At 52.5% G+C, this 11,986-nt stretch carries 9 protein-coding genes; 2 read left to right on the top strand and 7 right to left on the bottom strand.

Annotated elements, in window-relative coordinates; genetic code table 11:
* Positions 1 to 19 precede the first annotated feature (19 nt).
* The gene (locus ACS5NO_RS06775; protein ID WP_439414421.1) at positions 20 to 1,093 is read left to right on the top strand and encodes a ComEC/Rec2 family competence protein; all 1,074 of its coding nucleotides are present in this window, start codon (positions 20 to 22) and stop codon (positions 1,091 to 1,093) included.
* A gap of 10 nt (positions 1,094 to 1,103) precedes the next feature.
* Here the strand turns inward: ACS5NO_RS06775 and ACS5NO_RS06770 are convergent, their stop codons facing one another.
* On the bottom strand, positions 1,104 to 1,904 hold the full coding sequence (locus tag ACS5NO_RS06770; protein WP_439414420.1) for a sensor histidine kinase: 801 nt from the start codon (positions 1,902 to 1,904) through the stop codon (positions 1,104 to 1,106).
* Positions 1,905 to 2,189: 285 nt separating this feature from the next.
* On the opposite strand from ACS5NO_RS06770, the gene ACS5NO_RS06765 reads away from it, so the two are divergent.
* Positions 2,190 to 4,067, top strand: coding sequence for a tetratricopeptide repeat-containing sensor histidine kinase (locus tag ACS5NO_RS06765; RefSeq protein WP_439414419.1), 1,878 nt, complete (start codon positions 2,190 to 2,192; stop codon positions 4,065 to 4,067).
* Here the strand turns inward: ACS5NO_RS06765 and ACS5NO_RS06760 are convergent.
* The 6 genes from ACS5NO_RS06760 to ACS5NO_RS06735 form a co-directional block, all read right to left on the bottom strand.
* On the bottom strand, positions 4,033 to 5,775 hold the full coding sequence (locus tag ACS5NO_RS06760; protein WP_439414418.1) for a T3SS effector HopA1 family protein: 1,743 nt from the start codon (positions 5,773 to 5,775) through the stop codon (positions 4,033 to 4,035). The two genes, ACS5NO_RS06765 and ACS5NO_RS06760, sit on opposite strands and share 35 nt — an antisense overlap.
* Positions 5,776 to 5,800: 25 nt before the next feature.
* Complete coding sequence (locus ACS5NO_RS06755; RefSeq protein WP_439414417.1) at positions 5,801 to 6,868, bottom strand: phosphotransferase family protein; 1,068 nt, start codon at positions 6,866 to 6,868, stop codon at positions 5,801 to 5,803.
* On the bottom strand, positions 6,865 to 7,386 hold the full coding sequence (locus tag ACS5NO_RS06750; RefSeq protein ID WP_439414416.1) for a hypothetical protein: 522 nt from the start codon (positions 7,384 to 7,386) through the stop codon (positions 6,865 to 6,867). Before ACS5NO_RS06750 ends, ACS5NO_RS06755 begins: the two co-directional genes overlap by 4 nt.
* Positions 7,387 to 7,477: 91 nt before the next feature.
* Entirely contained in the window at positions 7,478 to 8,809 is a 1,332-nt protein-coding gene (locus ACS5NO_RS06745) for a hypothetical protein (protein WP_439414415.1), read from the bottom strand.
* A gap of 200 nt (positions 8,810 to 9,009) precedes the next feature.
* A complete protein-coding gene (fabF, locus tag ACS5NO_RS06740; RefSeq protein ID WP_439414414.1) occupies positions 9,010 to 10,254 on the bottom strand; it encodes a beta-ketoacyl-ACP synthase II in 1,245 nt (414 codons plus the stop codon).
* 225 nt (positions 10,255 to 10,479) lie between these two features.
* Positions 10,480 to 11,601, bottom strand: coding sequence for a fatty acid desaturase family protein (locus ACS5NO_RS06735; RefSeq protein WP_439414413.1), 1,122 nt, complete (start codon positions 11,599 to 11,601; stop codon positions 10,480 to 10,482).
* Between the last annotated feature and the right edge of the window lie 385 nt (positions 11,602 to 11,986).

Here is an 11,986-nt window from a genome sequence, read left to right as displayed (position 1 = left end):
TAGAACAATGGTATTTCGCATGATTCAGGCCGAATTCGGCGACTGTCTGATTTTAGAAACCCCGGATGCGGCCGGGGTTGTCCGCTACATCCTGATCGATGGCGGGCCAGAACGGACGTATGACAATCACCTCAGCGGGGAACTGGACGCCATCAAGCAACGGGGTGGGCAGCTCGATCTGGTGGTGTTGAGCCACGTCGACGGCGACCACATCGTGGGCTTGCTGGATCTGTTTTCAGAACTGCTGCAACGCCCGCAAATCTCGGTTTCGCAACTCTGGTTCAACAGTTTCGACAAAGCCATCGGGCAGAACAACACCATCGCCGTTCGCGTCAGTGCGGTTTTTCAGCAGGCGGGCATGCAGGGCGTCCGCATGGCAAATACCGAAGAAGTAACGATTCAATCCATCAATCAGGGCAACAAACTGCGAACCCGGGCGCTGCAACTGAACATTCCGATTAACCCCAATGTGCCGGGCGGGTTGCTCAAAGCCACAACCCATCCTTTCAAACTGCAAATCGGCGGAATAACGCTCACGGTGGTTGGCCCCACCGCCCGGAACCTGACCGAACTGCGAAAGGAATGGCAAAAGTGGCTTGACAAACAGGAGGAAGCCATTGCCTCCGCCGACATCGAAAGTTTTGCGATGGCCGACGAAAGCATTCCAAACCTGAGCAGCATCTGTTTGCTGGCCGAATCGAACGGTGTTCGGGTGCTGCTGACCGGCGACGCCCGGGGTGATCATCTGCTGCAAGGCCTGAAGCAGACCGGCTTGTTGCAGCCCGACGGTTCCATCGATGTCAATGTGCTGAAAGTCCCCCACCACGGCAGCGACCGCAACGTAACGCTGGATTTTTTCCGGAAAGTGCGGGCGAAGCAATACGTCATTTCGGCCAATGGGAAACACGGCAACCCGGATTACGACACTCTGAAATGGATCGTTACGGCAGCAACGGTTCAACAACGGCCCATCGAACTGATTTTGTCGAACCATACGCCCCTTATCCAGCAGTTTCTGGACGATTTTCCGCAAAACGAAAATACGTACCAGATCCGATTTATGCCCCCCGGAGCGCATTCGATGGTGGTTTAGTGCAACACGTTCATGGCCCGACGGAAGACGGTTTGGTTTCAGCGAACTCCGTTGGAAGCCGAATGACGACCCACGTTCCTTTTCCTTTCCCGCCGATGATCAGGCACCGGCCACCCAGCAGGGCCACTTTCCGGTTTATCGTTTGGATTGCAGCCGGAACCCCGTCCTTCCCACCGCCCGGCTCCGCAGGGGTCAATCCGTAGCTTTCGTCACTCAGGGTGATATACAACGATGACAGAACGTATTTTAACCGGATCGTCAGTTTGGGTCCTCCCGATTTTTCCAGAACCGTTTTGGCAAACTCCTGGACAAGTTGGAGCAAAATCGGTTCGGCCCGGCGCGAAATGGGCCGGGTCGGGCCATGCCGGGTGAGATCGACCTCGAACGGGCCTGATTGACGGATGCGATCACAGATTTTTTTCATCCCATCCCACAAATCCGGGTTCCGGCTCTTCATCAGGGTGTTCGAAACGCCCCGCACTGCCTGAATGCTGGTGTGGAGCGAATCGAAGACTTTTTTGAAATCAGGTGTGGTGGATGAATCGCCGATTTTCTCTTCGATGGTGTAGATGACCAATTGCGTCACGGTTAGCAACTGCCCAACGTTTTCGTGGAGTTCGCTGGCCGTTTCCTCAAGCAGCACCTGCTGCATTTCCAGCCGGGAAGCCAGGCTTTCCCGTTCCAGGAATTCCTGTTTTAACCGATGTCGGAGCTGGTCGCGCAATTGCCGTTGCCGTACCAGGAAGAGACCGACACTGATTGCCCCTGTTATCAGTATAAAAACCGGCAGATACCCGACTTCACAATCCATAAAGGCTCCGGTTGTTGCATCCCTCAGCCTTTCCGAATAAACTCACCATATTTTCAATTGTTTAGGTCAACGAAGGTCACTACCTTTCGATACCCGATCACGGTTTTATCGTGATCGGAATTGGTAAATTTGCCGTTGGTTTTTTGCAGATTCAAGGGGAGAATTCCCGTATTTTTCCGGAAATTTCCGCTTACCGATTCGTCTTGATCAGCAGCTTGTTTATACCGGAAACCCATCCTGTCCATGCGTCATTTTTCTCTGGCCTTTCTTTTTTTCATTCTTTCTTTGGCAGACACATTCGCATTATCGCCGGTGGATAGTTTACGAAAAAAACTGGCGCAAATTCCCTCTGCCAATCATTCGTTTGAAAACGATACGTCGCGGATAAAACTGCTCTGCGAACTGGGAAAACTCGCCATGCAGGACGACACCGCGCTGGTCTTTTTTCAGCAGGCTATCGGGCTGTCCGAAAAACAGAAATGGAACCGGGGACTCATGATCACCAATTGTTATTACGGCTATTATTCCGGCCGCAAGGGCTATTATTACCGGGCCTGCGAACACCTTTTGCGGGGGCTTCACATCGCGGAGGAATTACAGAACAAATCGTACAGGGGTTTTGCCCTGCGCTATCTGGCAGACAACTACCTGAATCTTAATGCCACTGGAAAAGCAATGGCCTATTACAAAGCGGCAATGCCGGTTTTGCTGGAAGCCGGGGATACGCTGCGCTACCTGATATCGATCAATAACGTGGGAATTATTCATTTTCGGAATGCCGCCTACGACAAGGCGATAACGTTCTTCAACCTCTGTTTAAAGAAAAACCGCTTCCCCTATTTTGTCGAGGTGGAAGGATATTGCCTGGTCAATCTTTCGGCGTGTTACCAGCATAAAAAGGCGTATGACCGGGCTTTATCCTACCTGGAATTATTCCGCAAACTGAAACAGAATAACCCGAATGAGATCGCCGTGGCCGATGCTCAAAAAGCCCGAATTTTACTTTTGCAGGGCTACCCCAACAAGGCTTTAGCAGTTGCCCAAAAGGCCTACCGGGGAACTAAAAATCTGATGGGGAGTACAATCGCTGAACTCAACGAGGTTCTCTATCTGGTATACAAAAAAAATGGGAATTTTAAGTCAGCCCTTTTGCATCACGAAGAACTGACTACGGTTCAGGCAAAAGACAAAAATGACATGCAGCAAAAGCAGATCAATGCGCTACGTTTTGAATACGAAAACGAAAAAAATAAAATTCAGGTTGAACGACTCAATCGCGACATCGACAAAAAAACAAACGAACAGCTTATCTTGTCTGGCAGTATCGTTGTGTTCCTCCTTTTTATCAGTTTACTTATCGTCAACAACTACCTTCTGAATAAAAAAAACCGGCAAATCCTCCAGGTTCAGCACCAGCTCGCCATCTCCAACCAGCAACTAAACCACGTCAACAATACCCTGGAGGAACGCGTTTTGTTGCGGACATCCGAACTCACCGAAGCCAATACCGAACTGGTACGAAAAAACCGGGAGATACAGGAAGCATACTACAACGGACAGTCGATCGAACGCAAGCGGGTCGCGTCCGAATTGCATGACAATTTGGGCAGTACGCTGGCGGCTCTAAAATGGCAGCTTACCGGTTTTGAAGTCGAAAATCTCTCGGCTCAGGAGCAGCAAATCTACGCTAATTTACTCGCCAGCATGGACCAGGCGTATACTGATGTGCGTTCAATTTCCCACAATTTAATGCCTCCTGAACTGGAAAAACTGGGCTTGTCGGTGGCCCTCGAAAGTCTGGTTGCGGATCTGAACCGAAGTGGACGGCTGGTTCTTTCCTTCGAATCCGCTTACCGCCAGGGGTTGCTGGGCAAAAAACAGGAAATGGAACTGTATAGCATCAGTCGGGAGCTGATTACCAACATTTTGAAACACGCCCAGGCTTCCGTTGGCCAGATTCGCCTTGCGGTGTCCGACCATTTTCTGAACCTCATCGTTTCCGACAATGGCATCGGTATGCGGTCCGACCTGCATTCCAACGGCATGGGACTCAAAAACATCCTGGAGCGGGTGGCCGCCATTCCCGGCGAAATCCGGGTCGATTCGGCTCACCCGTCGGGGACGGTTGTCACGCTAACGATTTGGAAAGAACAATGGGCCTGAATTGGTGCGGATCATGGACGTGAAGAAAATAATAACCGAATCCGGCCAGGCCAAACTGTAAATTAGGACAGAATAGATCCGACCGCTCCGGCTTCCGGTCTCCATACCCATTCCCGAGCGGTCGGTCCTGGTTCAGATAGCGTTCAATGAGGGCATCCGCCACCAATTCGTCCGGAAGAGCCTCCAAAACCGATGCCGATGTTTGGAACAGCGAACGGAATGACCGATCCAGATCCGGATCTTTCAGATGCCAGTCGGGCTGGCTCGTGTTCTGACCATCTGCCAAATTCCGACCCGTGGGCCGGGCGCTTTTCACCACAAAATCCAGCCATTCAGATTGATAGCAGGTGGTTAAAACAGTTTGCAGAAAAAACCGTACCCCTTCAATTCCTTCCTCGAAAGAATCATCCAGCAACTGATAGACGACCTCGTTCCGGCCGTCTTTGGGCCGATACGTCAACCAGTTGCATGACCACTCCCCGGTTTTCCTGTCGTAATACCAGATTGCTTCCCGGCACACTTTAATGGCAATTCGCAGGGCCGCCAGGAGATACGGTTTCCGGCTCGAACCCGGCTGACCGAACCCGTCGATTTCGTCGACCAGCCGAAACTGGTCCACCCGGTACCCGTCATCTCCACCCCCTGGCAAAGCCTGACAAGCCCCCGGCCGGAGTTTGGCAAAATGGTCGAACAGAAACGGGTATTGAACGGGCGACGAAGGGTTCTGGTGAAAGTTTTCCGGGTCAAATTCTTTTTTCCTTAAAAAAACAAACACATTCCGGATTCGGGCTTCCGGATCCGAAGCCTGACCGGCCTCCATCAGCGCATCCGCCAGTTGAAACGAGCGATCCAGGCCAAAACTCGTTCCGGTATGCGGTTCTTCCGCCACCCCGAGACCGGGAGCCAATTCCCGAACAAACAACGGGACATCCGGCCGAAGCGCTTCGTTTCGGCTCAGCTCCCGATAACAGTTTTGCAACAGAATGGCGACCAGGTTTAGATACCGGTGATCGGTATACAGCACGGCCGAATCGGCCCGGTTGTATTTGTCCGGATTGGCCACAAACTTGAGGGTAAAAGGTACTTCGTGGCGGTTAAAACCGTTCTGAATTTCGCGCACCAGACAGGTGACGGCGGCTTTGGTCGGTTTCAGGTTAAAATAAAACCGGATTCTGCCCCGGTCATCTCCGTCGGATAACTGCCGGCCAAACAGCCAGTTGAACGGCACGGCATCCGAAACAGCCCCAAATTCGTGGGTTGGCTCGTTCGATTCCAGCAGAATCCAGCCCGAATTGGCCGCGACCCCGGTTTCGATGTATTGCCCCCCACTGACCCAGCGGGCCTTGCTGCCTTTCAGTAAAACAACTTCATTGGAATGCCGGCCGGGCCGAACAGCACCAGTTGTATATCGCCATCCGCCGGTATTCCAGAAGTCAAGCCTGACGCCGGATTCCGAATGGGTAAACTGATCGACGTCATTCGGGCCTTCCGTCGGTTTCTGGTTCGGACGAATGTAATGCTCCCGATACAACCAAACCTGGAGTACGGCTTTCAGATCGGTGGTGTCGAAGATGTATTTTTTTGCCAGCATATCCTGACAAATCTCTCCGGTTTTGTCGTCGCCGTTCAGGAATATCTGCTGCTTATCTTCCGAGATCCGGATCAATCGCACAAGCGACTTGAGTTGTTCTATTGGTTTGTGGGCCATTTCTTACCGGTTTGAGTCCATGAAATCAAAATTCGCGAAGAACCGATTCGGTTTCGGTAAGACAACGCTGCGCATAGCCGTACACTTTGGGAAAATCCACCAGCTTGCTCTGCGCCCCTTCTACCGCCCATCGATAATAGTGCTGAAGCAGAATAATGCCCAGCAGTTGAATGATTTTCCGACAGGCCGGATCAAGGGGATCGATTTTTCCGACAACCGACTCCAGCAGGACGGGTATCAATGCCCGGTACTGACCACTGGCAAGCGCGGGAACGTCGAGGGTGTCCGCCGTCGTGAACCGGGCCACCAGATACTCGGCGGCCAGGCTCGCCATTTCCCAGTCAGGATCCCCGACACTGGCAAACTCCCAATCGATCAGGAAATACGGGGAATCCTGATCCGGTGTATTTCCGGAGGTCAGCATGTTTCGCCAGCAAACGTCCGTATTAATCAGGTGCGTAAACTGCCAGTTGCGCAGCAATTTCTCCAGCAACCCTTTGTGTTGTTGGACAAACCGACCGAATGCCGACAGATACCGGTTGTTGGCTCTCTCGATTTCGAGAACATCCTGCTCTCTAAGGGTGAGTAGCCAGGGCGTAAACGTGCCGAAGCGATGCAGGCAGATCGAATCACAGGCCGTTTCTACCCTCAGTTTCTCCCGCAGATAAGCCAGCATTTGACCAATTTGACGCGTAGGATGCCGGAGTCGTGTCCCCCGCAACGGTGCGGCAGTGCAGGCAATCAGGGCTTCGAAGGTAAACGACTGATCCGAATGATCCAGAATCAGCACCTGGTTTCGGGTGTCGATTGGCGTCACGGCTTTCAGGCAGTGTTTTTCCAGACCCAGGTGCGGTTTTCCTACGAGTTCGTAAAACAGCAGTTCTTTCCGCCGATCCATCACATCCGTGATTCGCCGGGATTGCTTCAGAAAAAGATTCTTCCCGTTTGTTCTTCGGACGATAAAATTGGCGTTGCGGCTTGACGGAAACGGATTATCGATCATGACCAGGTTGCCGGCCACGAATTCCTCCCGGTTAACGATTCCGCGGTTCTGCAGGTACTGAAAAACCGTATAGCCTGTCAGCGCAATCATTTGATCAATGAGCGGTTGCTGTGGTTCGGAGAAGTCGTTTCGGCAATTTCTGACAGGTTTAACTTCGCACTGAATTTTGAAAAAGGATTCTTCTCCCACTGCCGTAGACTATCGTCGCTGAAAACAAAATCGACATCTGCCAGCAGGTAATTATCAAACCCGGGGCTGTCGGTATCGGCGGGGTCAACGATCTGTTGATTGGGCGGACAATAAAAAACCGTATCGCTCCGCCATTCGAAATACAGCACTTTTCTCAGTGCCGTATTGGCAAGCAAAAGAGCGGCAAATGGGCCTTCAGCGGAGAAATGCTGGTTAAAAGTGGTTTCATACTCGCCCGTACGGCGCATTGCCAGAATATCTTTATTCAAATCAACCGATAGAATCCATCCCTGACGCAGGAGCGATTTAGCCGCGTCCTGCTCAAAGTCGGCTTCGGTTTTATCAACACCAAACTGCTTTTTGTGAAAATCAACGTACATTTCCAGGGTAACATCGGTCGGGGATTGTGAGCTTTCCATCGGTTTGAAAGTTAAAGTAAGGTTTGCTTGATTTATGAATTCATTTTGCCCTGATTAAACCCCTATTTATGCCTCTTCTCAGGCCAGATTCTCAAAGGCCCACGAGTTTGCGGAAGTCTTCATCCCCGGCAAACACTTCGAGATCGCTTTCATTGGGGTCTTTGTTCGGGAAGTTTTTATCCATCATTTCCCGAATCTTTTTCTTCCATCGCTCGCCCATTCCGGCGGTTTGCTGAACCACCGCCAGCGCCCGGTTCCGGGTTGCCTCCAGCGCCGTCTGATCGGTCGGATTGTTGGCCAGCAGCCATTTCATTTTTTGGCCATAAGCCGCAGCGAGGTTGGCCCAGACGCCCGGCGAAACCAGGTTCTGGTGGTCCCGAACGTATTCTTCACCAAACCGAATGGCATCGTCGAAGCCTTTCGGCGGGTCCTGAAACAGCGCCTGATAGGTCAGTGAGCGGTATACATTTCGGCGCAGGGTTTTATCCGAGGCTGCGGTCAGTCGTTTGTAGGCTTCCAACAGTTGCACGAAGGCCAGGTCTTTGGCTCCACTGTAATACAGGGCCGTTGCATAGGCATACCGTTTTTCTGGGTCTTCACCCAGTTGACCAATCGCTTTCCCGTACCCTTTCACGGCATCGACATAATTGCCCAGCGAGAGTTGCGCTTTGGCCCAAACCGATATTTCATTGGGGGATTCCAACTCCGCCAGGGGCTTGCTGGCCACGTTTTTAGCGGCTTTTTTGTCGTCGTCAGACAACACCTCATCCCGGCCCAGTGTCGGCAGTTGGATGTTTTCGACCCGTTGCAGATCCTGCTCTTCCTGTTGCGATGCGGCCCGGTCGGCGCGGCCAAACGCACCGGCAATATACAGGCGGGTAATCAGGTAGGCCCCCATGAACCCCAGAATGGTAAAATAGACCACCAGACCAGCCGCAAAATAGTCGGTGCCGGGGCCAATGCCTCTGGCAATATACCCTGCCGCACTTTTGAGCCGGGCAGGAGCCGTTCGCAACTCGACCAGCCCCAACCCCACGATGATTTTGGTGAGCCAGTCGGAAATCTGCTCCAGGTTGGTGTTAACCCGCAGATCGTACCCCGCCGTTTGCAGGAGAGTCGGCGGTGCTGGTGGCGGTGGTGGCGCGGTAAGCGTGGCAGTCGGGCTGCCCGACGGCGGAGGTGGTGGTGGGGGGTTGCCTTGCAGCACGCGCGGAATCCCGAACAGGAAACCGATCAGCGCCCCCAGCACAAAACAGGCCAGCGACCACAGAACGGCTGTGAGCGGTTTTCCGTCTTTTGTGCCGTATACACCAGCCCAAACGAAAGCAATTCCGGCGCAGAACGTGATGAGCAAAAACAGGGAGACGATAACCGTATCGCTCAGAACCGGCAACTTTTTTTTCTTCTTTTCAGGAGTTTCCATACCCACGATGTACCCAATCAGGTTGGCGCTTTGTGATCAGTAGATTACTGCCTCAAAAGTCACACACGACACCCTGATTCGGTAGGGGGGAATTCCTGTATCGATCCGGGGTTTCCCCCGTATTTCGGCAGGAACCCCGAAAATTCCCGTCTTACGGTCTTAGAACTTTCGCTTTCTGCCCCTAAATCCTGTCCTTTAACTCACACTTTCCGGAAAACCACAATTCCGTTGTGCCCCCCAAAACCGAAGGTGTTGCTCATGACGGTTTTGACTGACGTCGACACGGCTTCTTTGAAAACGAGATGCAGGCTTTCGGGAATCGCCGGGTCGCGGACAGTGGTGTTGATGGTGGGTGGGATCACATTATCGCGCATTGCCAACAGGCAGATGATCGCTTCGATGGCACCCGCAGCACCCATCAAATGGCCGGTGATCGACTTGGTGGCGCTAATGTGCAGTTTTGTTTTTTTCGAGCCGGTCAGTTTGGCTACGGCATTCATCTCCGACAGGTCGCCGACGGGCGTGGAGGTGGCGTGGGCATTCAGGTAATCCAGGTCCTCGATGTTGATGCGGGCTTCGGCCAGCGCCAGTTGCATGGCTTTGGTGGCCCCGATCCCGTCCGGGTGGGTGGCCGTAATGTGGTAAGCGTCGCCGGTCATGGCCGCGCCGGTCATCTCGCCGTAGATCGTTGCCCCCCGCCGGACGGCGTGTTCGTACTCTTCCAGAATGATGGCTCCTGCCCCTTCACCCATCACAAAACCGTCGCGCCCGACGTCGAAAGGCCGCGAAGCCGTCTGGGGGCTGTCATTTTGGGTCGACATGGCTTTCATGGAACAATACCCGCCGAAGGATGAGGGTGTAATGGCCGCATCGGAACCGCCACTGACGATGATTTTGGCTTTTCCCAGCCGGATGTAGTTGAAGGCATCCATCAGGGCCGAATTGGAACTCGCACAGGCTGAAACCGCCGTGTAGTTGATGCCCCTGAAACCGTGTCGGATCGAAATCAGGCCGGAGGCCAGATTCACCAGTACCTTGGGAACCAGAAACGGGCTAAACCGGGGTTGGCCGTCGCCCAGGGCGTATTCTTTTGTTTGTTCTTCCAGCGTTTCCGTGCCGCCCTGGCCCGATCCCCAGATGACACCCACATCGAACGGGTCCATTTGAGCGAGATCGAAACCGGAATCGTTAATGGCCTGGTCGGCAGCAATCAGGGCAAATTGTGTAAACCGGTCGGAGCGTTTGACGTCGGTGCGATTGAGATACTGAGCAGCGTCAAAACCGGCGATTTCGGCGGCAAACCGGGTCCGGAACAAGGATGCATCGAAGCGGGTGATACCGGCAAAAGCCGATTGCCCATTGACAACGTGCTGCCAGAATGTTGGAATATCGTTGCCAATGGGAGTGAATGCGCCAATGCCTGTAATAACAACCCGATGTAACATAAGGAACCTAAAGGTGAGTTTTCCGAACAATTTGTCCGTAAAGAAAGCGACTTCCCCGTTGCGAAAAAACGCCGGAATCCATTTAGGTTTGTCCCACAGACGAAAGTCCGTGAGATACTGGTTATTACAAAAAAACTGCTTTCGTTGGTTGCCTCTAAAGGGGAACGGGGCAACCAACGAAAGCAGTAAAGAACGAAGGCTTTGAAATTCTGAAAACTACCGGAACTACACCGGAACGCCAATCGATTCGGGGGCCTGTGATTTTACCGGTTCCCGACCCAGTTTCTTCAACAGCCGGTAGTGCGACGCCAGCGCCGTGGAGAACGTCGGATTTTCGATATAGGGCAACCCGAATTCGTGGGCGGTGTCCCGCACGATCGCGGTAATGGCCGGATAATGAATGTGGCACACTTTTGGGAATAAATGGTGCTCGATCTGGCGGTTCAATCCTCCGCAGAAAAAAGCCGCAATGGGCGAATTGGGCGCAAAATTAGCCGTAGTCCGCATCTGGTGAACGGCCCAGGCTTCCTGAATGCCCACACCTTCGACCGGAACCGGGAAGGCCGTGCCTTCTACGACGTGCGCTAACTGAAAAACCAGCCCCAACACCAGCCCTTCGGCCATGTGCATCAACACAAATCCGATGACAAACTGCCACCAGGTCAGATCCAGCACCAGCAAAGGGATCACGATAAAGACGACGTAATAGGCCGCTTTGGTAACAAACAGCGTGATGTACTCCTTCCGGGGATGGTTCGTATTGTCGCAGTGGCCGATGGTTTTCTTGAAAAATTTCAGATAGTCCTTCCGAAATACCCACGAAAGCGAAGCCAGCGAATAGAGCGCGAACGAATACCACTGCTGGTGGCGCTGCCAGGGCCGAAGCGGCTCATCGACATCCACGCGAATCAGACCCGGTGCAATTTCGATGTCTTCGTCGTGGCCGGGAATGTTGGTGTAGGTATGGTGAACGACGTTGTGCGTCATTTTCCAGACGTACGGATTCGCGCCAATCAGGTAAAAACTGGAAGCCAGCAACCGGTTTACCCATCCTTTTGAGGAGAAGGCACCGTGAATGGCATCATGAGAGACATTGAAACCGATAAAAGCCGCAAACATGCCCAGTAAAATAGCCATCCCCAGCATCGTCCACAGTCCAAACTGGTTCGAAAGAATCAGCGCGTAGAGCCCCGCATAACCCGTCAGGAAGAAAATGGCTTTAGCCCACATGGCCCCATTGGCGTTGGGAGAAAGGTTATTGTCTTTGAAATACGCATTGACACGCTGCCGAACGGTAGAGAAAAACGGGGATCGATTGGTGGTATTAAACTTTAGTGGCGTTACCATAAACTAGTCGTTAAAAATTTGGCCGATTTCCAGAATTTAATGTAAAATGAACCAGGCTAATCGGCCCTTACCTGATTTGATAAAGCAAACCCGCGACGGAACTCCGGCATTGACCCAACGATTCAGTATACTCGGATCGTTGCTAACAATTACCATTCCGAATGGGGAGGAAATTCGTCCTGACCCTTCTGGTCATCTTTTTTCGGGATACGTTAAACCCGTTCGAGGTTACCCTCTGGTTGACCGGTGCGTAGAAAAACAATTTCTTCGACTGACCCTATTAAAGGCCAACGATACCTTGAAACCGAATTGGAGGCATCGTTGAATAGATAAAAAGAAGAGGAGTGGAACTGAATGGCCAGGGAAAGCCAATTCAGATTACGCA

This window comes from Larkinella fluvii, assembly GCF_051857545.1.
In the GTDB taxonomy this organism is placed as follows: Bacteria; Bacteroidota; Bacteroidia; order Cytophagales; family Spirosomataceae; genus Larkinella.
The sequence above is the reverse complement of the archived record's forward strand: the minus strand, read 5'-3'. Positions and strand labels throughout refer to the sequence as shown.

Coding starts and splice junctions, on each gene's coding strand:
- ACS5NO_RS06775 (WP_439414421.1), top strand. CDS start 20: ATGATTCAGGCCGAATTCGGCGACTGTCTGATTTTAGAAACCCCGGAT.
- ACS5NO_RS06770 (WP_439414420.1), bottom strand. CDS start 1,904: ATGGATTGTGAAGTCGGGTATCTGCCGGTTTTTATACTGATAACAGGG.
- ACS5NO_RS06760 (WP_439414418.1), bottom strand. CDS start 5,775: ATGGCCCACAAACCAATAGAACAACTCAAGTCGCTTGTGCGATTGATC.
- ACS5NO_RS06755 (WP_439414417.1), bottom strand. CDS start 6,868: ATGATTGCGCTGACAGGCTATACGGTTTTTCAGTACCTGCAGAACCGC.
- ACS5NO_RS06750 (WP_439414416.1), bottom strand. CDS start 7,386: ATGGAAAGCTCACAATCCCCGACCGATGTTACCCTGGAAATGTACGTT.
- ACS5NO_RS06745 (WP_439414415.1), bottom strand. CDS start 8,809: ATGGAAACTCCTGAAAAGAAGAAAAAAAAGTTGCCGGTTCTGAGCGAT.
- fabF (WP_439414414.1), bottom strand. CDS start 10,254: ATGTTACATCGGGTTGTTATTACAGGCATTGGCGCATTCACTCCCATT.
- ACS5NO_RS06735 (WP_439414413.1), bottom strand. CDS start 11,601: ATGGTAACGCCACTAAAGTTTAATACCACCAATCGATCCCCGTTTTTC.